Here is a 20,341-nt window from a genome sequence, read left to right on the forward strand (position 1 = left end):
CGCTTTTCGTTATGATACAAATGACTAAATAGCGGGAGGAGAAACATTCGATGCTACTTGAAAAAACAACACGCATGAACTTTCTCTTCGACTTTTATCAAGCATTATTAACAGATAAGCAAAGAAGTTATATGGAACTATACTATTTGGACGATCACTCACTAGGTGAAATCGCTGAATCGTATGGTGTATCACGCCAAGCTGTCTACGATAATATTCGTCGAACAGAAGCAATGCTTGAGGAATATGAAGAAAAATTATGTTTACTTGAAAAATTTCAACAACGTACCCAAATGCTTTCACAGCTAACTATGGGGATAACAGAACAAAGTATGACGGCTGAAGAGCAGTTAGCGCTTATCGAACAGCTGAAAGAATGGGATTAGGAGGCGAAAGCAATGGCTTTTGAAGGATTAGCGGAACGACTCCAAGGAACGATCCAGAAAATTAAGGGCAAAGGGAAAGTATCGGAGCAAGACGTCAAAGAAATGATGCGTGAAGTCCGATTTGCTTTAATTGAGGCGGATGTTAACTTAAAAGTAGTCAAGGAATTTGTAAAAAAGGTTAGTGAACGCGCTGTTGGCGTCGATGTTATGCAAAGCTTAACACCAGGTCAACAAGTTATTAAAATTGTACAAGACGAATTAACAGAATTAATGGGTGGCGAGCAAAGCCCAATTAAATTTAATACGAAGCCTCCAACTGTTATTATGATGGTCGGCCTCCAAGGGGCAGGGAAAACGACAACTTCAGGTAAATTGGCAAATGTTCTACGGAAAAAATATAATCGTAAACCATTGTTAGTGGCAGCCGACGTTTATCGTCCAGCAGCTGTTCAACAATTAGAAACATTAGGTAAACAACTTTCATTACCAGTTTTTTCGTTAGGCACTGATATTTCCCCTGTAGAGATTGCACGTCAGGCAATTGAAAAGGCAAAAGAAGAGCACCATGATGTCGTAATTATCGATACGGCCGGTCGTTTGCATATCGATGAGGATTTGATGCAAGAATTAAAAGATATTCGCGCATTAAAAGAGCCAGATGAGGTCTTCCTTGTTGTTGATGCAATGACAGGTCAAGATGCTGTAAACGTAGCAGAAAGCTTTAATGAGGCTATTGGTATTACAGGGGTTGTGTTAACGAAACTTGATGGTGATACTCGTGGTGGTGCGGCATTATCTATTCGTTCTGTAACGCAGAAACCAATTAAGTTTGTCGGTATGGGCGAGAAAATGGATGCGCTAGAACCTTTCCATCCTGAACGTATGGCGTCTCGTATTTTAGGTATGGGAGACGTTCTATCTCTGATCGAAAAGGCCCAAGCCAATGTAGATGAAGCAAAAGCCAAAGAGTTAGAAGAAAAATTCAAGACTCAAACCTTTACATTTGATGATTTCGTGGAGCAATTGCAGCAAGTTAAAAAAATGGGACCTCTAGATGAAATTTTAAAGATGCTCCCTGGCGCAAACAAAATCAAAGGCTTAGATAATGTCAAAGTTGACGATAAGCAAATGGGACGTGTAGAGGCTATTATTTACTCGATGACGCCTGCAGAAAAGACGAATCCTGAATTGATTAATGGTAGCCGTAAAAAGCGTATTGCTAAAGGTTCAGGGACTTCTATTCAAGAGGTGAATCGTCTGATTAAGCAATTTGATGAAATGAAAAAAATGATGAAGCAAATGACTGGAATGGCTAGTGGTAAGGGCAAGAAAAAAATGAAATTACCAGGCTTTGATTCATTGTTTAAATAATAATTTTTAGGTGTTAAGAAAAAACACTTTACAAACAACCTAAACATTGATAATATACTATCTTGTGTGAAACTTATTCGGAGGTGCTATTAAAATGGCAGTTAAAATTCGCTTAAAACGTATGGGAGCTAAAAAATCTCCTTTCTATCGTATCGTAGTTGCAGACGCTCGTTCACCACGTGACGGCCGTCAAATCGAAACAGTTGGTACTTACAACCCACTAACTCAACCAGCTACTGTAAACATTGATGAAGAGAAAGCTCTTAAATGGTTAGCTGACGGTGCAAAACCATCAGATACAGTACGTAACCTGTTCTCAGAACAAGGTATCATGGAAAAATTCCATAACCAAAAATTCAGTAAATAATCGGGGGCGACGTCTTTGAAGCAGCTGATTGAAGCAATCGTTTTACCGTTAGTCGATTATCCAGAAGAAGTTCGTATTGAGACGGATGAAAATGCAAATCGAATTGTTTATAAACTTTTTGTTCATCCAGAGGATCGAGGGAAAGTCATAGGCAAGCAAGGGCGAGTAGCGAAAGCGATTCGTACAATTGTTTATTCAGCGGCAGGTAGTCACCATCAAAAGAAGACCTACGTCGATATATTGGATTAATAGAAAAGATTTTCGCGCTCTTGCAACGAGTACAATTGAGTCCTGATAGGTGTGTTTACATGTCGCTTAGGAATTCGAAGTGGCCTTTAGCATGAAGCGTAATGTCTGGACTAAGAAGGAGGGAGCTTGTAGGTTCCTTCCTTTTTTCTTTATTTCACCTAGGGTTGTTCTTTTTATTTTGGACAAACAGGGCATATAGCTTTAACAAAGATTATAGCTATAGACAATTGATTATATTAATATGGACGAGACAATTGATTGTCTTAGGTGAACCTACATTCTTCCAAAGTGAATTTGCTTATTATTACGAGAAGAGTAAGAGAATAAATGCAATGGGAGAGAGTAGTACGTTTTTAATGAGGTGATAGTTGAATGGAATGGTTTAATGTAGGTCGAATTGTCAATACACACGGTATTCGAGGAGAGGTGCGTATATTATCGACAACAGACTTTGAAAAAGAACGTTTTGCGGTAGGGAATAAGCTTGCTGCCTTTAAAAAGGACGATAAAAAACCAACTTGGGTAACGATTCAATCTGTGCGTCGTCATAAAAACTTTATTTTATTAACATTTGAAGGTATGAATAACATCAATTTGGTCGAGCCATTTAAAGAAGGTTTGTTAAAAGTGACAAAAGATCAAATGACTGACAATCTCCTTGAAGAAAATGAATTCTTTTTCCATGAGATTATAGGTTGTACAGTTGTTTCTGAAGAAGGCGAAACAATAGGTGTTGTGAACGATATTCTACAAACAGGTGCTAATGATGTATGGGTGGTTAAAGGCTCGAAGAAAGAGCATTATATCCCTTATATAGAAGATATCGTGAAAGAAATTGATGTGGATGAAAAGAAAGTTGTCATTCACGTAATGGAAGGTTTATTATGATGAATATCCATGTGCTGAGCCTTTTTCCTGATATGTTCTCTGGTGTTTTTGGAGCTTCTATTTTAAAGAAAGCTCAAGAAAAAAATGCGGTCAAGCTGGAGGTAACGGACATCCGTACATTTTCGGGAAATAAGCACAATCAAGTTGACGACTATCCATATGGTGGAGGAGCAGGCATGGTTTTAAAGCCTGAGCCGATGTTTAGCGCTGTAGAGGCAATCAGTGCAGGAAAACAACCACGCATCATTTTAATGTGCCCTCAGGGAGAACGATTTACCCAAAAAAAAGCAGAAGAATTATCACAAGAGAAGGAATTAGTCTTTTTATGTGGTCACTATGAAGGCTATGATGAACGTATACGCCAACACCTTGTAACAGATGAAATTTCTATAGGAGATTTCGTTTTAACAGGTGGAGAACTAGGAGCAATGACGGTTATCGATAGTGTTGTACGCCTATTACCAGGTGTATTAGGGCAAGAAGATTCACATATACAAGATTCCTTTTCAACTGGTCTCTTAGAGCATCCTCATTATACTCGACCGGCAGAATTTCGAGGAATGAAGGTGCCAGATGTTTTATTATCGGGCAATCACGCAAAAATTGAGCAATGGCGTGAGGAACAATCGTTGAAAAGAACCTTTGAACGTCGTCCTGATTTACTCGATCAATATCCTTTAACTGACAAGCAAAAATTGTATTTAGAAAAACTTAAAAACAAACAACAAGATGCTTGATTGCCTAGTATATTTATGATAACATTTAATCTGTACTTCTATGTGAAGTACTGAATTACGGTGTTCCGCTGTGGCATAGATTGCGTGCAAGAGCATCTGTCTAAGGAGAGAAAACAATGTCAAACATTATTACAGAAATTACAAAATCTCAACTTCGCACTGATCTACCTGCTTTCCGTCCTGGTGATACTGTTAAGGTACACGTGAAAGTAGTAGAGGGTACTCGTGAACGTATCCAGCTTTTCGAAGGTGTAGTAATTAAACGTCGTGGTGGCGGTATTAGCGAAACTTTCACAGTTCGTAAAATTTCTTACGGTGTAGGTGTTGAGCGTACATTCCCTGTACACACACCAAAAATCGCTAACTTAGAAGTTATACGTCGTGGTAAAGTACGTCGTGCTAAACTTTACTACCTACGTAACCTACGTGGTAAAGCTGCTCGTATTAAAGAAATTCGATAATTATGACTTAAAAGTGAGGGGCTTGTACGCAAGCTCCTTTTCTTTTTGCTTGTCATCTTAATTCCCTATCAACTAAAATAGTGTTAGACAAGGGGGCATTTCTCAATGGAAAAACAGGTGAAAGAAAAGAATGAATTATGGGAATGGACAAAAGCGCTATTAATTGCATTTGCGATTGCTGCAATCATACGATATTTTTTATTTACACCAATTGCAGTTGATGGTGAGTCCATGATGCCAACCCTTGAAGATGGCGACCGCATGATTGTGAATAAAATTGGTTATAAAATAGGTGAACCAAAACGCTTTGATATTGTTGTATTTCATGCGCCTGAACAAAAAAATTACATTAAACGTGTAATTGGATTGCCAGGAGATTCACTGGAATATAAAGACGATCAATTATATATCAATGGTGAGCCAATTGATGAGCCCTATTTAGATGCTTATAAAGCTCAAATCACAGGGGGAACATTAACAGAAGACTTTACCTTAAAAGACATCGATGTTTCTTTAGATGAGATTCCAAAAGGGTATGTTTTTGTGATGGGGGATAATCGTCGAAATAGTAAAGACAGTCGACATATTGGTCTTGTAGATCAAAAGGAAATCATTGGCAACACAAGTTTGATTTTCTGGCCGTTTAATGACATAAAAATTGTAAAGTAATGCAAGAAAGGGAGCGTTCATGAACTCCCTTTTTCTTTTAGTTTAGGAGGCACAGCAGTGACAATTCAATGGTTTCCCGGGCATATGGCAAAGGCCCGACGTGAAGTAACAGAAAAATTAAAGCTTGTTGATATTATATTTGAGTTAATAGACGCACGTTTACCTTTATCGTCTCGTAATCCAATGATCGACGAAGTCATCAATCAAAAACCTCGTCTTTTAATTTTGAATAAGGCAGATATGGCAGACGAGCAAGAAACGCGCAAATGGGTAGATTATTTTGCGCAGCGTGGTCATAAAGCAGTAGCCATTAACTCACTTGAGGGTAAAGGCTTACAACAAGTAACGAAGGCAGCACAGGAAATATTAAAAGAAAAGTTTGATCGCATGAAAGCAAAAGGGATGAAGCCTAGAGCTATTCGTGCAATGATTGTTGGAATACCAAATGTTGGGAAATCAACACTGATTAATCGCTTGGCAAAAAAAAATATTGCTAAAACGGGAAATACACCGGGTGTAACAAAAGCACAGCAATGGATTAAGGTCGGGAAAGAACTTGAGCTATTAGATACACCAGGGATTCTATGGCCAAAATTCGAAGATCAAGAAGTGGGCTTTAAATTAGCTTTAACAGGAGCTATTAAAGACACCATTACAAACATGGAAGACTTAGCAGTATACGGCTTACGTTTCCTATCAGTTCATTATCCAAAGCGTATGGAGGAGCGTTACGGCTTTGAGTTGGTCCATGAAGATTTGGTTGAAACGTTTGACCATATTGGAAAACTTCGGCGCGTGTTTGGCGCAGGTGGAGAAATTGATTATGATCAAGTAGCTCAACTAATCGTTCGAGATATTCGAGGCTTACAATTAGGCAAATTAACATTTGATTTTGTTGATGAACAATTAGAAAAAGAATCAGAACAATAAAAAGTCTTGGAAACTGTCACACCTTCTTTGTGGCAGTTTTTCTTTTAGGAATGAAATTTCTTACCGATAATAATTATATAGAGGAAAAATATGAAGCTACATAATTACTGGTATTGATATAGGTTTAATAAGTAGAGGCAAGAAGGAGTAAGAAATGAGAAGTATTAAAGAAATTACAGTTGCATTAAAAGATGCGGAAGAATGGCAAGAGTGGATGTCTGGTATTGCAGAAGATGAACGAATAGGTGTCCAAAAGGCTTGGCTTTCTTGGCAAAAGAAACAAGAAAAAAAGCACCAATTACTTCAGGAACATCAAGCAAAAGTGGCATTTGATTTAAGCTATGGGGGAATAGATGTATTAATTGCAGGTGTAGATGAAGCGGGGCGTGGTCCTCTAGCGGGGCCAGTCGTTACAGCAGCTGTAATTTTGCCAACAAATAGTGAGGCTCTTGTTGGTTTGAATGATTCTAAGCAATTATCGAAGGATAAACGAAATGCCTTTGCTACTTTAATTAAAGAACATGCCATTAGCTATTTTATTCACTTCCAACCGGCTCAACAAATAGACGAACTTAATATTTATGAGGCGACCAAACAATCTATGAAGGCAAGTGTGGAATCGTTATCGAGAAAACCTGATTACGTTTTAGTAGATGCCATGACATTACCTATAGCTATACCTCAGGATTCCATCATTAAAGGGGATGCCAAAAGCTTAGCAATAGCAGCAGCCTCCATTCTAGCTAAAACAGCCCGAGATGATTACATGGAACAATTAGATAAAGATTTTCCAATGTATGGTTTTGCACAACATGCAGGCTACGGTACAAAGCAGCATTTAAAAGCACTAGAAGAATACGGACCAACGATTCACCATCGTAAATCGTTCGAACCGATTAAATCCATGTTTGAATAATACGTTAGCACCAATTACTGAAGGAGTAATTGATGAAAGGAGTATATATATGACAGCCACATCATTTAATCCGATACAAATGCAACAAAACCCAATAACTGCAAATAATCAACCGCTGGCTTTAAAACAGGGACAAGTATTTCATGGAACGATTAAGAAATTATACCCTGATCAAATGGCAGAGATACAAGTAGGAAATCAAAAATTTATAGCTAAACTTGAAGTCCCATTAAAAGCTGGAGATGTCCATTTTTTTCAGGTAACAGGAACGGATCCACAAGCAGAATTGAAAGTGGTGTCAGGGCCAATGACGCCAACCACTTCACCAAGCCAACAAATTAATCAGCTATTAGAGTCTATGAATTTACCTAAATCTGCAGAGATGCAGCAATTATTAGGACATTTTATGAAGGCAGAGCTACCGATTTCAAAAGATCAACTTTTACAAGCTGAAATGTGGTTAAAGGCATTACCAGAGGGTATATCTAGAATAGATGCTTTGCAAACGATTCAAAAAATGATAGAGCTTAAAATGCCCATGACTAATGAAGTGTTTCAAGCTCTAATGAGTGGACAAAAGACTTCTGGTATGGCGGCTATTATGGAAAACTTTGCACAGCTTCTAGCAAAAGATACAGCCTTGCCTGAACAGCTTAAACAAAATCTAATGCAACAATTACAAGCAATTGCAAAGCCATTTGAAGTAGAAACGGGTAGCGTGGTTCTTGCAAAAGTTCTAGAAAGTTTAACAAATAATGCTGCTACAACTAGTGAAAAAATGCAAGCCTTGTCGATCTTAAAGGAGTCGGGGATAATTCCGAATCAGGCAACATTGCAAAATTGGTCAAGTATGAATGAGGGAAAAGCTTCTCAGCAAATGCAGCAAGCGGGTCAAGTCGTTCAGTCTATCCTAACAACGAAGCCTGAAAATGCCGCTCAACTGATCGAACAGCTTAAATCTTGGACAACAAATCAACAATTTTTAACAAATGATCAAAAGCAACAGATTAATCAGTTGATTGATCGTTTTAATCAATTACCTGTCACAAAGCAAACAGTAGATATTTTTGCTAAACAGATGCAAGATCAATTATTAAAAGCTTTTTCTCAAAATACGTCCAATCATTTATTTACACAGGATATAAAAGGACTGGCAGTAAAAGATCATCTATTGTCCTTATTGAAGCCAGAGGTAGCTTCTCCCTTACAAAATGAAGCCTTTATGCGTAATCTTGTAAAAAATAGCATCGCTTCTTCACAGCCCTTCATTCAACAAATAGTGACACAAGCAGACGCTCTTGTACAAAATTCGATGGATAGTAAGGCAATGGAGCATGCGATGAAAACAGTATTAAAAAATTTAGGGATTAGCTATGAGGCGACACTCGGAAACAAATCAGCGGATTTACAAATGATTGCACATCAATTAAAACCGCAGCTTCATACATTATTGCAGGAAACTAATATGACACCGCAATTGAAGGAAGCGGCAGAAATGCTAATGACACGAATGAATGGGATGCAGCTATCATCAGGCGAAAATGGACACCAACATCAATTGATTATGCAAGTTCCGCTTGAATTTTTCGGTAAGAGAATGGATGCTACATTGCAATGGAATGGTCGCATGAAGGATGATGGTAAAATTGATGCCAACTATGCGAGGGTATTATTTTATTTACAAATGGCATCCATGCAAGAAACGGTTATTGATATGCAGGTTCAAAATCGAGTAGTTACAGTAACGGTCTTTAATGAACATCTGGAGATTCAATCGCTTGCAGAACCACTAAAAGCAGCATTGAAAATAGGGCTGGCAGAAAAAAATTATCAACTATCAGGCATTTTTATGAAACAATTTGACAAGGGGCAGGCGGTCAAAAATAGTCCTGTAGTAGAACAGCAAGAGGAACAGAGTGGGGTGGATATCCGCGTATGAGCGAAGAAAAATTTACCCGTAAAGAGGCAATTGCGCTAACTTATAAACTCGGTCAATTCGATAGTCCGACTGTTGTAGCAAAGGGAAAAGGGAAAATTGCCGAGAACATTTTGGCAAAAGCAAGTGAGCATAATGTGCCGATTTATGAGGATCCTAACCTTGTGCAGTTGCTTGGTCAATTAGATTTAAATGAGTCTATCCCTGAGGAATTATATCAGGCTGTGGCAGAGGTCTTTGCTTTTATTTATCGTTTAGATCAAGAACATGAGCGAAAATATAGAAAAAATGAAGTATTCTGATTATTTTACGAGCTGTTTTAGTACACAAAATAGAAGAATGCGTCATAATAATAGAGAAAATTCGAACAAAAGACAAAGTGTAGACTTTATCAGAATGTTTCGTTAGAATAGACTATGTTAGTAAAACAATTTTATGCAAATGTTTGATGGGAGGATGTATTATGAATATCCATGAATATCAAGGGAAAGAGATTCTGAGAAAATATGGTGTAGCTGTACCAAACGGAAAAGTTGCTTTTTCCCCTGATGAAGCAGTGAAAGTAGCGAAGGAACTTGGCTCTAATGTAACTGTAGTCAAGGCGCAAATTCATGCAGGTGGACGCGGTAAAGCAGGTGGTGTAAAAATCGCTAAAAACCTTGACGAGGTACGTACGTACGCAAAAGAATTATTAGGGAAAATTTTAGTGACTCATCAAACAGGTCCAGAGGGAAAAGAAGTAAAACGCTTGTACATTGAAGAAGGTTCTGATATCCAAAAAGAATACTATTTAAGTTTAGTTTTAGACCGTGCAACTTCCCGCGTTACAATGATGGGATCTGAAGAAGGCGGTATGGATATTGAAGAAGTAGCGGAAACAAATCCGGAAAAAATCTTCAAAGAAGTAGTTGATCCAGTTGTTGGATTAACAAGTTTCCAAGCACGTCGTATGGCGTTTAATATGAATATTCCAGCAAACCTTGTAGGGAAAGCTGTTAAATTAATGTTAGGTTTATATCAAGCATTTATCGACAAAGATGCATCAATTGTTGAAATTAATCCACTTGTTGTTACTGGACAAGGCGAAGTAGTGGCACTAGATGCTAAGTTCAATTTTGATGCGAATGCATTATACCGACATAAAGATATTGTCGAATTACGCGATTTCGATGAAGAAGATCCAAAAGAAATTGAAGCGTCAAAATATGATTTAAGCTATATTTCTTTAGATGGTAACATTGGCTGTATGGTTAATGGTGCTGGTCTTGCTATGGCGACTATGGACACAATTAGCTACTACGGCGGTAGCCCGGCCAACTTCCTTGATGTAGGGGGCGGTGCAACAGCTGAAAAAGTAACAGAAGCTTTCAAAATTATCCTTTCTGATCCACACGTAAAAGGCATTTTTGTAAACATTTTTGGCGGAATCATGAAATGTAACATTATCGCTGAAGGCGTTGTGACAGCTGCAAAAGAAATCGGTTTAGCTGTGCCATTAGTTGTACGTTTAGAGGGTACAAATGTAGAACTTGGAAAAGAAATTTTAAATGCATCTGGTTTAAACATCGTTGCAGCGGATTCAATGGCTGACGGTGCACAAAAAATTGTGGGACTAGTAGGCTAAGGAAGGCAGGGAGAACAATGGCTGTATTTATTAACAAAGATACGAAGGTAATTGTACAAGGGATTACGGGCGAAACAGCTCTTTTCCATACGAAGCAAATGCTTGAGTATGGTACTAAAATCGTAGCAGGTGTAACACCAGGTAAAGGTGGACTTGAAATCGAAGGTGTTCCTGTTTTCAATACAGTGGCAGAAGCTGTAGCTGCAACAGGCGCGACAACTTCAGTTATCTATGTTCCTGCTCCATTTGCAGCAGATGCAATCTTAGAAGCTGTTGATTCTGAATTAGAATTAACAATTTGTATTACAGAACATATTCCTGTTCTTGATATGGTGAAGGTTAAACGTTACATGGAAGGCAAAAAGACTCGCCTTGTAGGTCCAAACTGTCCAGGTGTTATTACAGCTGATGAATGTAAAATCGGTATCATGCCTGGTTATATCCATACAAAAGGCCATGTAGGAGTTGTATCTCGTTCTGGTACATTAACTTATGAAGCAGTGCATCAATTAACACAAGCTGGTATTGGTCAAACAACAGCTGTTGGGATCGGTGGAGACCCTGTAAATGGTACTAATTTCATCGATGTTCTTGAAGCGTTTAATAATGACCCAGAAACTTATGCAGTAGTTATGATTGGTGAAATCGGTGGTACAGCTGAGGAAGAAGCAGCTGCATGGATTCAAGCGAATATGACGAAACCTGTCGTTGGCTTTATTGGTGGACAAACTGCACCTCCAGGAAAACGTATGGGGCATGCTGGTGCTATCATTTCTGGCGGTAAAGGAACAGCTGCTGAGAAAATTAAAGCTATGAATGCGGCAGGCATTGAAGTAGCAGAAACACCATCTGTTATTGGTGAAACATTGATTAAAGTAATTAAAGAAAAAGGGCTATACGAAAAGTGTAAAACCCATTAAAATGGAAGATGTAGCACATAGTGGCTACATCTTTTCCTTATTTATAGACTGTTTATCTTCCTTCATTAAACAAATTCCTATTTACTGTACTGGAAATTACATCACGAAGTTGTGTTCAAATCATCTTGCGGTCATTTACTTTCTTCTATTATAAAGGAGGTTTGTAGAATGATCCTTGCAGTAGATACACAGAGATTACTAGCTTTGCATTATGTATATCCTTTACCTCTTCAAAAACTTCAACGATTATTGTCCCCAGTGAACGTTCTAAACACTTTTGAAGAAGCTCATTATGATGAAATAGCAAATGTTTTACAAATATCGCCACATAAAGCATTGCAAATTTCTCAAAGCTTTCGACAAATTATGACAATCCCGTTTGAAGAAGCTTATGCACGGGCTGATATTTTCCCCATCCCTTTTTATCATCCCTATTTCCCGGCGCAATTATTTGAAATATCCAGTCCTCCTACTGTATTGTATGTGAAAGGTCAGTATTCCCTGTTAACAAACAAGAAACAGATAGCTATTATAGGCTCTAGGAAGGCTACAGCGTATTCGAAAAGAGCATTAGACCTAATTGTCCCATCACTTGTTCAATGTGGGTATACGGTCGTAAGTGGGCTAGCTAGAGGCGCTGATACAATGGCACATAGGGCAACAATCGATATGGGTGGGCACACAATGGCTGTGCTTGGGCATGGTTTTAATTATCTCTATCCAAGAGAAAACCAAATATTGGCGAAGGAAATGGCAAATCAACAGTTATTAATAACTGAGTATCCTCCCTATATGAAGCCCGAAAAATGGCATTTCCCGATGCGTAATCGAATCATTAGTGGTTTAGCTCAAGCGTTAGTTGTTACAGAAGCAGCGTTAAAAAGTGGTACGCTTATTACAACAGAGCTTGCATTAGAGCAGGGGAAGGATGTATTTGTAGTACCAGGACCTATTGATGCAACACAGTCCAGGGGGACCAATCAATTACTTGTGGATGGAGCGATTCCAGTAATGAATGGTCATCAAATCGTTGAAACACTGGACCTGTTTTCTAACAAAAATTGAAAAAAAGTTGCATTATCTTAAAATCTGTTATACATTTTGCAACAGGTAACTTAAAAATTTAGTAAAAGACCTCGCTAAGGGGGAGACATAGATGGCGGATTATTTAGTGATTGTAGAATCACCAGCAAAAGCAAAAACAATTGAACGTTATTTGGGAAAAAAATATAAGGTGAAAGCATCAGTTGGACACGTACGAGATCTTCCACGTAGCCAAATGGGTGTGAGTGCTGAAAATAACTTTGAACCTAAATATATAACGATTCGTGGTAAAGGACCTGTTTTACAGGAATTAAAATCTGCGGCTAAAAAGGTTAAGAAAGTTTATCTAGCAGCCGATCCAGACCGCGAGGGAGAAGCGATTGCTTGGCACCTTGCGACTGCATTAAATATCGATATAAACTCGGATTGTCGAGTTGTATTTAACGAAATTACGAAAGATGCGATTATTGAGTCTTTTAAAAACCCACGTCCTATTAACATGGATTTAGTAGATGCACAGCAAACAAGACGTATATTAGATAGACTTGTTGGTTATAACATCAGCCCAATTCTTTGGAAAAAGGTGAAGAAGGGTTTATCAGCAGGTCGTGTACAATCTGTAGCGCTGCGTATGATTATTGATCGCGAAAATGAAATTAAAAACTTCCAACCAGAAGAATATTGGACGATTGAAGGTACTTTTGAAAAAGGGAAAAAGTCGTTTGATGCACTTTACTATGGAAATGGCAAAGAGAAAATTAAGCTAACAAATGAGGAACAAGTAAAGACCATTTTAAAAGGTGTCAAAGGGACAGACTTTAATGTTGTTAATGTTTCTAAAAAAGAGCGTAAACGAAATGCTGCACCAGCCTTTACAACATCTTCGTTACAACAAGAAGCAGCGCGAAAATTAAATTTCCGAGCAAAGAAGACGATGATGCTTGCACAGCAATTATATGAAGGTATTGATATTGGTAAAAAAGAGGGAACAGTCGGGTTAATCACTTATATGCGTACCGATTCCACACGTATTTCTGAAACGGCAAAAACAGAAGCAATTGCTTTCATCGAGTCAAAGTATGGAAAAGAGTATATTGCAACAGAAATAAAGCCGACGAAAAAAGCTTCAAATGCGCAGGACGCCCATGAGGCAATTCGTCCAACAAGTACGATGAGAACACCAGAGGAATTAAAGGCAGTACTTAGTCGTGATCAGTTGCGTTTATATCGCTTGATTTGGGAGCGCTTTATTGCAAGTCAAATGGCCCCGGCTATACTTGATACTGTGGCGGTAGATCTTCAAAATGGAGATGTTTTATTCCGTGCGAACGGCTCACAAGTTAAATTTGCAGGATTTATGAAGCTTTATATCGAAGGTACCGACGATCAAACGGAGGAAACGACAAAGCTTTTACCTGAGATGGAAATTGGTGATCAAGTAAAATCGCTTGAAATTGAACCTAAGCAGCATTTTACACAGCCACCACCACGCTATTCAGAGGCGCGACTTGTTAAAACGATGGAAGAATTAGGTATAGGTCGCCCGTCCACATATGCACCGACCCTCGATACAATTCAGCGCCGTGGCTATGTTGTGTTAGATGCAAAACGCTTTATGCCAACAGAGCTAGGCGAAATCGTACACCAACTCGTACTAGAATTTTTCCCTGATATCATAAATATCGAATTCACTGCACAAATGGAACAAGATTTAGATGATATTGAAGAAGGTAGTCGTCAGTGGAAGAATATTGTGGAAGAGTTTTATAAAGACTTTGAAGTCCATGTTAAATATGCAGATGAGGCTATGGAAAAAGTAGTAATAAAAGATGAGCCAGCTGGAGAAGATTGTGAGCTTTGCGGGTCACCAATGGTCTATAAGCTAGGTAGATATGGTAAATTTATGGCTTGCTCAAATTTCCCAGATTGCAGAAATACAAAAGCTATTATGAAACCTATTGGTGTAAAATGTCCATCGTGTGAAACAGGCGAAATTGTGGAGCGTAAAAGTAAAACGAAGCGTCTATTCTACGGATGTAATCAATATCCGGAATGTGAATTTGTATCTTGGGACAAACCAATTAGTAGACCGTGTCCGAAATGTAGTGCATTATTAGTAGAGAAAAAGATTAAAAAAGGTGTCCAAATTCAATGTACAAAATGTGACTATGAAGAAGCACCAACACAATGATAGGAAGATGGTAAAATCATGACTGAACAAGTAGTAAATGTAATAGGAGCGGGTCTGGCAGGTAGTGAAGCAGCTTGGCAAATAGCAAAACGCGGTGTGAAAGTAAGACTTTATGAAATGCGTCCAGTAAAGCAAACGCCTGCCCACCATACAGATAAATTTGCAGAGCTTGTTTGTTCTAATTCGCTACGTGCAAATGGCTTAACAAATGCTGTAGGTGTTATTAAGGAAGAAATGCGTATTTTAGATTCTGTCATTTTAAAGGCAGCAGACCAATGTTCTGTACCTGCTGGAGGAGCATTAGCAGTAGACCGTCATGAGTTTGCAGGTTATGTGACAGAGGCAGTGAAAAATCATCCATTGGTGGAGGTTATTCATGAAGAAGTGACTGAAATTCCTGAAGGTATAACAGTTATTGCTACAGGCCCTTTAACTTCGAAGGCTTTGGCTGAAAAAATTCAAGGTTTAACAGGGCTGGATTATTTATACTTTTATGATGCTGCTGCACCAATTATTGAAAAAGATAGTATAGATATGGATAAGGTTTATTTAAAATCTCGTTATGATAAGGGAGAAGCGGCTTATTTAAACTGCCCAATGACGAAGGAAGAGTTTGATCGTTTCCGTCAAGCATTAATCGAAGCGGAAGTAGTACCTTTAAAAGAATTCGAGAAAGAAATCTACTTTGAGGGCTGTATGCCAATCGAAGTTATGGCAGCTCGTGGAGAGAAAACAATGTTATTTGGCCCAATGAAGCCAGTCGGACTTGAAGATCCGAAAACAGGGAAACGTCCATATGCCGTAGTACAACTTCGCCAGGATGATGCTGCTGGTACTCTTTATAATATTGTTGGTTTCCAAACACATCTTAAATGGGGCCCTCAAAAAGAAGTATTACAGCTAATCCCAGGATTAGAAAACGTGGAAATTGTACGTTATGGTGTTATGCACAGAAATACTTTTATTAATTCACCAAAAGTATTAGAGAAAACATATCAACTTCGTGAACAAAAGAATATTTTCTTTGCAGGTCAAATGACGGGTGTTGAAGGGTATGTTGAATCAGCTGGAAGTGGATTAATAGCCGGAATAAATGCAGCTCGTTTAGCATTGGGACAAGAGCCAATTACTTTCCCATTCGAAACGGCGTTAGGAAGTATGGCGCGTTATATAACAGAAGCGCAATCGAAAAACTTCCAACCAATGAACGTTAACTTTGGTATTTTCCCTGAATTACCACCAGGTCGTCGTTCAAAACCGGAGCGCGCTGAAATGCATGCAACACGCGCAATAAGCATGATTCATAATTTTGTGAATTCACAAACAATTTAATTGCCAAAAGCCTCTAAAAGTTGTTATACTCTTAGAGGCTTTTTCTTTTTGTAGATAAAATGCTTGCTTAGACATGTTTTATTATTTTGTATGGAGATTTTCTCAAAATATAACTAATTACACTTGCTATCTTACAAAGATAGGTATAGTGTCAGTATGTATGTTTATTAATGATGGTTTACGATACAAACTTGTAAGAGATGACAAAGAATAATTTATCCGTTATATTACAAGTGTCAGTCATTTGAGAAAATTATTAATAAATTATTGGTGGTGAATCTTTCTATGTTAGTTTCGTCCCAAGATGCACTCGAACAGTTCATGCTTTACATCCAAGTTGAAAAGAACTTCTCTGTTCATACAGTGCGAGAATATGAATCAGACCTGCTGGATTTTTTGACCTTCTTACAAGGGGAGGGAATTAATGATTTAGCGAGTGTTGAATATATACATGCACGTCTTTATGTAACAAAGTTGTATGACGAAAAAAGAGCAAGGGCTTCTATTTCTAGAAAAATATCCTCCATACGCTCCTTCTTCCGCTTTCTAAATAGACAGTATGGATTTGATGATGGGGCATTTCGTTCTCTTTATCATCCAAAAAAAGAATCTCGTTTACCTAATTTCTTCTATGAAGAAGAATTAATGCAGTTATTTAACGCGAATACCGGGGATGATTTGAAATCATTGAGAAATATGGCTATATTAGAGCTGTTATATGCGACAGGTATTCGTGTAAGTGAGCTAACTTCCATTCAGGTTAAGGATGTAGATTTTCATTATTCCATCATACGAGTTATGGGAAAAGGTCGGAAAGAACGAATTATCCCATTCGGTCAATTTGCGAGTTTAGCAATGCTGGACTACCTAGAGCAGGCTCGTCCTAGATTGATGAAAAAGACTGATCATCAGCAATTGTTTGTCAATATGCGAGGTGGGGAACTTACTCCACGAGGGGTACGTCATGTTTTAAACGAAATGATTGACAAGGCCTCACTGCATACGAAAATTTACCCACACATGCTTCGCCATACTTTTGCCACACATTTATTAAACAATGGCGCGGATTTGCGAACAGTGCAGGAGTTATTAGGCCACTCGCATTTATCTTCTACACAGGTTTACACACATGTAACAAAAGAGCACCTACGTCAAACATATATGAATGCTCATCCAAGGGCATAATAGAGTTAAGGAGGAAAGCAGATGGGACAAATTCATGCGACTACGATATTTGCAGTTCATCATAACGGAGGCTGTGCCATGGCTGGTGATGGTCAAGTAACATTAGGAAATGCAGTTGTGATGAAAGGTACAGCGAAGAAGGTCAGACGTCTGTTTAATGGGCAGGTTCTGGCAGGCTTTGCAGGCTCTGTTGCAGATGCATTTACACTATTTGAGATGTTCGAAGGCAAATTGAATGAATATAACGGTAATTTACAACGTGCTGCAGTAGAGGTTGCCAAGCAATGGCGCGGAGATAAAATGCTACGCCAACTAGAAGCAATGCTATTAGTCATGGATAAAACAACACTGCTACTTGTTTCTGGTACTGGTGAAGTCATTGAACCTGATGATGGAATTTTAGCTATTGGTTCTGGTGGAAATTATGCTTTATCAGCGGGTAGAGCATTAAAAAAATATGCAGGTGAAACGATGACTGCTCGTGAAATTGCTGAAGCAGCATTAGAAACAGCTGCTGAAATCTGTGTATTTACGAATCATAATATTATCGTGGAGGCGCTGAGCTAATGACGCAAAAAAATTTAACGCCAAGACAAATTACTGAGCATTTAGATCGTTATATTGTTGGGCAAAATGAAGCTAAGCGAGCTGTAGCCATTGCTTTGCGAAACCGCTATCGTCGTTCATTGTTAAATGAAGATATGAAGGCAGAGGTTATTCCTAAAAATATCTTGATGATTGGGCCAACTGGTGTCGGAAAAACGGAAATTGCCAGAAGAATTGCGAAGCTTACAAATGCACCTTTTGTAAAAGTGGAAGCGACAAAATTTACAGAAGTAGGTTATGTAGGTCGTGATGTTGAATCAATGGTACGTGACTTAGTAGAAGCTTCTCACCGTCTTGTAAAAGAAGAGATGATGGAATCTGTTAAGGAACAAGCAGAGCAATTAGCAAATGAAGCGATTGTGAAACTTTTAGTCCCGTCATTGCGTAAGAAACAGAGCATGCAAAATCCATTTGAAATGTTATTTGGTGGGAAAGAACAAACTTCAACGGATGATACGTCAACTGAGGAAACAGAAGTACGCTCTAAACGTGCACAAATTGCTATTGATTTACGAAATGGCAAATTAGAAAATGAATGGGTTACGGTAGAGGTAACAGAACAAACTCCATCCATTTTTGATGCGTTACAAGGCACGGGAATGGATATGTCAGCTAATAATGGTATGCAAGATATGCTATCTAGCTTAATGCCTAAAAAACAGAAAAAACGCCGTGTGCAGGTAAAGGATGCGCGTCGTATTTTAACAATAGAAGAAGCAAATAAGTTGATAGATGCAGATGAAGTGGCACAGGAGTCAATTGTTAGAGCAGAGCAAACTGGTATTATTTTTATTGATGAAATCGATAAAATAGCTAGTAAAGAAGGAAATTCTTCTGCGAACGTATCTCGTGAGGGTGTACAACGAGACATTTTACCAATAGTAGAAGGTTCGACTGTAACTACGAAGTATGGCGCTGTGAAAACTGATTACATGCTATTTATAGCTGCAGGCGCGTTCCATATGTCGAAGCCTTCAGATTTGATTCCAGAATTGCAAGGGCGTTTCCCAATTCGTGTAGAGCTTGAAAAATTAACAAAACAAGATTTTGTCCGTATTTTACAAGAACCAGATCAATCGCTCATTTTACAGTATAAGGCATTGCTAGAAACGGAAGGTGTGGAAATCAATTTCACATCTGATGCCATAGAACGTATTGCGGAAATAGCCACAGAGGTTAATCAGGAAACAGATAATATCGGAGCTCGCCGTTTGCACACGATTTTAGAACGTTTACTAGAAGAGCTGTCGTTTGAAGCAGCTGAAATTGCACCAGCGAGTATACCGATCAACGCAGCCTATGTAGATCAAAAACTCGCAGGTATCGTAAAAAACAAAGATTTGTCACAGTTTATATTGTAAGATAAAGCTGATCAGTACCATTCAGTAGTAAAAAACTTTAGAATATTAAGTGAATACTCTTCGGATTATTTATAGGAGGAACATATAATGAATTTATTAGGAAAAACACGTAAAATTAACTCGATGCTTCAAGCTTCTGCAGGTAAGCCTGTAAACTTTAAGGAAATGGCTGATACACTGGGTGATATTATTGATAGTAATGTCTATATTTTAAGCCGTAAAGGTAAATTATTAGGTATTTCAATTCACCAACAAATTGAAAATGAGCGTATGAAAAAAATGTTTGAAGAGAGACAATTCCCTGAAGAATACACACATAGCTTATTTACAATCTCAGAAACATCGTCTAATTTAGATATCCATAACGAACATACAGCTTTCCCTGTGGAAAACAAAGATCTTTTCCAAAACGCATTAACAACAATTGTACCAATCGTTGGTGGTGGTGAACGTTTAGGTACATTAATCCTTGCTCGTTTATCTTCTCAATTTGAAGATGATGATTTAATCCTTGCAGAGTATGGCGCAACAGTAGTTGGCATGGAGATTTTGCGCGAAAAGTCTGAAGAAATCGAAGAGGAAGCTCGTAGCAAAGCGGTTGTACAAATGGCCATTAACTCACTTTCTTACAGTGAATTAGAAGCTATTGAGCATATCTTTGAAGAGCTTGATGGTAACGAAGGTTTACTTGTTGCCTCTAAAATCGCAGACCGAGTGGGAATTACACGCTCAGTGATCGTCAATGCATTACGTAAACTGGAGTCAGCAGGTGTTATTGAGTCTCGCTCTCTAGGTATGAAAGGAACTTATATTAAAGTGTTAAATGATAAGTTCTTAAATGCATTAGCTGAAATTAAAATGAAATAATTCTTCTTGAAGAAGATAAAGAAGGCGTCTAGGTAAAACTAGGTGCCTTTTTGTATGCATTTCACTAGACATTTAACGATACAATTGATCGTTGTTTTTTGTATAAATACAAATTTGGAGAATATTGATGCTTTTTTGTTTCTTTTAACCTAATGTCGTTCATAAATTTGTCACTACAATTAGCATATAAAAATGAAATGTGTGTTACTTTAGAATAATGGTGAATAAACTGTTAATTGCCTATATTAGAATATTCAGCTATTTGTCGAACTAGTAAAATGGAACCCTAAATTAATTTCGT

The 20,341-nt window shown here is 38.2% G+C and carries 21 protein-coding genes; all 21 read left to right on the forward strand.

The window, feature by feature from the left end; genetic code table 11:
- Positions 1-50 precede the first annotated feature (50 nt).
- The 21 genes from B3D94_RS13015 to codY all read left to right on the forward strand — a co-directional run bounded on the left by B3D94_RS13015 (position 51) and on the right by codY (position 20,040).
- Positions 51-386, forward strand: a complete 336-nt coding sequence (locus B3D94_RS13015; protein ID WP_012293242.1) for a putative DNA-binding protein — start codon at positions 51-53, stop codon at positions 384-386.
- A gap of 12 nt (positions 387-398) precedes the next feature.
- Positions 399-1,757 (forward strand): signal recognition particle protein, encoded by a 1,359-nt coding sequence (gene ffh, locus B3D94_RS13020; RefSeq protein ID WP_069480335.1) that lies wholly within the window; start codon positions 399-401, stop codon positions 1,755-1,757.
- Between the two features lie 94 nt (positions 1,758-1,851).
- The gene (gene rpsP / locus B3D94_RS13025; RefSeq protein ID WP_004269411.1) at positions 1,852-2,124 is read left to right on the forward strand and encodes a 30S ribosomal protein S16; all 273 of its coding nucleotides are present in this window, start codon (positions 1,852-1,854) and stop codon (positions 2,122-2,124) included.
- 15 nt (positions 2,125-2,139) lie between these two features.
- Positions 2,140-2,373, forward strand: coding sequence for a KH domain-containing protein (locus B3D94_RS13030; protein WP_004269410.1), 234 nt, complete (start codon positions 2,140-2,142; stop codon positions 2,371-2,373).
- Between the two features lie 372 nt (positions 2,374-2,745).
- Complete coding sequence (rimM, locus tag B3D94_RS13035; RefSeq protein ID WP_069480336.1) at positions 2,746-3,261, forward strand: ribosome maturation factor RimM; 516 nt, start codon at positions 2,746-2,748, stop codon at positions 3,259-3,261.
- A complete protein-coding gene (gene trmD / locus B3D94_RS13040) occupies positions 3,261-3,998 on the forward strand; it encodes a tRNA (guanosine(37)-N1)-methyltransferase TrmD (protein WP_291760540.1) in 738 nt (245 codons plus the stop codon). Before rimM ends, trmD begins: the two co-directional genes overlap by 1 nt.
- A gap of 116 nt (positions 3,999-4,114) precedes the next feature.
- Complete coding sequence (gene rplS, locus B3D94_RS13045; protein WP_069480337.1) at positions 4,115-4,459, forward strand: 50S ribosomal protein L19; 345 nt, start codon at positions 4,115-4,117, stop codon at positions 4,457-4,459.
- A gap of 105 nt (positions 4,460-4,564) precedes the next feature.
- A complete protein-coding gene (lepB, locus tag B3D94_RS13050) occupies positions 4,565-5,128 on the forward strand; it encodes a signal peptidase I (RefSeq protein WP_012293246.1) in 564 nt (187 codons plus the stop codon).
- Positions 5,129-5,185: 57 nt separating this feature from the next.
- Positions 5,186-6,058 (forward strand): ribosome biogenesis GTPase YlqF, encoded by an 873-nt coding sequence (ylqF, locus tag B3D94_RS13055; RefSeq protein ID WP_036123953.1) that lies wholly within the window; start codon positions 5,186-5,188, stop codon positions 6,056-6,058.
- A gap of 154 nt (positions 6,059-6,212) precedes the next feature.
- Positions 6,213-6,974 carry a ribonuclease HII gene (locus B3D94_RS13060; protein ID WP_291757626.1) on the forward strand — a complete coding sequence of 254 codons (762 nt, stop codon included), beginning with the start codon at positions 6,213-6,215 and terminating at the stop codon, positions 6,972-6,974.
- 49 nt (positions 6,975-7,023) lie between these two features.
- Positions 7,024-8,913, forward strand: coding sequence for a hypothetical protein (locus tag B3D94_RS13065; protein WP_291757628.1), 1,890 nt, complete (start codon positions 7,024-7,026; stop codon positions 8,911-8,913).
- Entirely contained in the window at positions 8,910-9,212 is a 303-nt protein-coding gene (locus B3D94_RS13070) for an EscU/YscU/HrcU family type III secretion system export apparatus switch protein (RefSeq protein WP_069480340.1), read from the forward strand. The genes B3D94_RS13065 and B3D94_RS13070 overlap by 4 nt, the downstream gene beginning before the upstream one ends.
- Before the next feature lie 161 nt (positions 9,213-9,373).
- On the forward strand, positions 9,374-10,534 hold the full coding sequence (gene sucC / locus B3D94_RS13075) for an ADP-forming succinate--CoA ligase subunit beta (RefSeq protein ID WP_025113922.1): 1,161 nt from the start codon (positions 9,374-9,376) through the stop codon (positions 10,532-10,534).
- Positions 10,535-10,551: 17 nt separating this feature from the next.
- On the forward strand, positions 10,552-11,454 hold the full coding sequence (gene sucD, locus B3D94_RS13080; RefSeq protein ID WP_069480341.1) for a succinate--CoA ligase subunit alpha: 903 nt from the start codon (positions 10,552-10,554) through the stop codon (positions 11,452-11,454).
- 168 nt (positions 11,455-11,622) lie between these two features.
- Positions 11,623-12,519 carry a DNA-processing protein DprA gene (dprA, locus tag B3D94_RS13085; protein WP_291757633.1) on the forward strand — a complete coding sequence of 299 codons (897 nt, stop codon included), beginning with the start codon at positions 11,623-11,625 and terminating at the stop codon, positions 12,517-12,519.
- A 91-nt stretch (positions 12,520-12,610) separates the two neighbouring features.
- A complete protein-coding gene (gene topA / locus B3D94_RS13090; RefSeq protein WP_069480343.1) occupies positions 12,611-14,689 on the forward strand; it encodes a type I DNA topoisomerase in 2,079 nt (692 codons plus the stop codon).
- A gap of 18 nt (positions 14,690-14,707) precedes the next feature.
- The gene (gene trmFO, locus B3D94_RS13095) at positions 14,708-16,021 is read left to right on the forward strand and encodes an FADH(2)-oxidizing methylenetetrahydrofolate--tRNA-(uracil(54)-C(5))-methyltransferase TrmFO (RefSeq protein ID WP_069480344.1); all 1,314 of its coding nucleotides are present in this window, start codon (positions 14,708-14,710) and stop codon (positions 16,019-16,021) included.
- A 285-nt stretch (positions 16,022-16,306) separates the two neighbouring features.
- A complete protein-coding gene (gene xerC / locus B3D94_RS13100; RefSeq protein WP_291757635.1) occupies positions 16,307-17,206 on the forward strand; it encodes a tyrosine recombinase XerC in 900 nt (299 codons plus the stop codon).
- Between the two features lie 21 nt (positions 17,207-17,227).
- On the forward strand, positions 17,228-17,773 hold the full coding sequence (gene hslV, locus B3D94_RS13105) for an ATP-dependent protease subunit HslV (RefSeq protein WP_008181271.1): 546 nt from the start codon (positions 17,228-17,230) through the stop codon (positions 17,771-17,773).
- Positions 17,773-19,173, forward strand: coding sequence for an ATP-dependent protease ATPase subunit HslU (hslU, locus tag B3D94_RS13110; protein ID WP_069480346.1), 1,401 nt, complete (start codon positions 17,773-17,775; stop codon positions 19,171-19,173). Before hslV ends, hslU begins: the two co-directional genes overlap by 1 nt.
- A gap of 87 nt (positions 19,174-19,260) precedes the next feature.
- On the forward strand, positions 19,261-20,040 hold the full coding sequence (gene codY / locus B3D94_RS13115; RefSeq protein WP_025113928.1) for a GTP-sensing pleiotropic transcriptional regulator CodY: 780 nt from the start codon (positions 19,261-19,263) through the stop codon (positions 20,038-20,040).
- The last annotated feature ends 301 nt before the right edge of the window (positions 20,041-20,341 follow it).

The sequence above is a fragment of the Lysinibacillus sp. UBA5990 genome (genome assembly GCF_002429815.1).
GTDB lineage: Bacteria > Bacillota > Bacilli > Bacillales_A > Planococcaceae > Lysinibacillus > Lysinibacillus fusiformis.

Bases quoted from the DNA above. Each gene is read 5' to 3' on its own strand.
- trmD (WP_291760540.1), top strand. From the start codon at position 3,261: ATGAATATCCATGTGCTGAGCCTTTTTCCTGATATGTTCTCTGGTGTT.
- ffh (WP_069480335.1), top strand. From the start codon at position 399: ATGGCTTTTGAAGGATTAGCGGAACGACTCCAAGGAACGATCCAGAAA.
- B3D94_RS13065 (WP_291757628.1), top strand. From the start codon at position 7,024: ATGACAGCCACATCATTTAATCCGATACAAATGCAACAAAACCCAATA.
- rimM (WP_069480336.1), top strand. From the start codon at position 2,746: ATGGAATGGTTTAATGTAGGTCGAATTGTCAATACACACGGTATTCGA.
- hslV (WP_008181271.1), top strand. From the start codon at position 17,228: ATGGGACAAATTCATGCGACTACGATATTTGCAGTTCATCATAACGGA.
- trmFO (WP_069480344.1), top strand. From the start codon at position 14,708: ATGACTGAACAAGTAGTAAATGTAATAGGAGCGGGTCTGGCAGGTAGT.
- lepB (WP_012293246.1), top strand. From the start codon at position 4,565: ATGGAAAAACAGGTGAAAGAAAAGAATGAATTATGGGAATGGACAAAA.
- sucD (WP_069480341.1), top strand. From the start codon at position 10,552: ATGGCTGTATTTATTAACAAAGATACGAAGGTAATTGTACAAGGGATT.
- rplS (WP_069480337.1), top strand. From the start codon at position 4,115: ATGTCAAACATTATTACAGAAATTACAAAATCTCAACTTCGCACTGAT.
- rpsP (WP_004269411.1), top strand. From the start codon at position 1,852: ATGGCAGTTAAAATTCGCTTAAAACGTATGGGAGCTAAAAAATCTCCT.
- topA (WP_069480343.1), top strand. From the start codon at position 12,611: ATGGCGGATTATTTAGTGATTGTAGAATCACCAGCAAAAGCAAAAACA.
- xerC (WP_291757635.1), top strand. From the start codon at position 16,307: ATGTTAGTTTCGTCCCAAGATGCACTCGAACAGTTCATGCTTTACATC.
- B3D94_RS13060 (WP_291757626.1), top strand. From the start codon at position 6,213: ATGAGAAGTATTAAAGAAATTACAGTTGCATTAAAAGATGCGGAAGAA.
- B3D94_RS13015 (WP_012293242.1), top strand. From the start codon at position 51: ATGCTACTTGAAAAAACAACACGCATGAACTTTCTCTTCGACTTTTAT.
- hslU (WP_069480346.1), top strand. From the start codon at position 17,773: ATGACGCAAAAAAATTTAACGCCAAGACAAATTACTGAGCATTTAGAT.
- dprA (WP_291757633.1), top strand. From the start codon at position 11,623: ATGATCCTTGCAGTAGATACACAGAGATTACTAGCTTTGCATTATGTA.
- sucC (WP_025113922.1), top strand. From the start codon at position 9,374: ATGAATATCCATGAATATCAAGGGAAAGAGATTCTGAGAAAATATGGT.
- codY (WP_025113928.1), top strand. From the start codon at position 19,261: ATGAATTTATTAGGAAAAACACGTAAAATTAACTCGATGCTTCAAGCT.
- B3D94_RS13070 (WP_069480340.1), top strand. From the start codon at position 8,910: ATGAGCGAAGAAAAATTTACCCGTAAAGAGGCAATTGCGCTAACTTAT.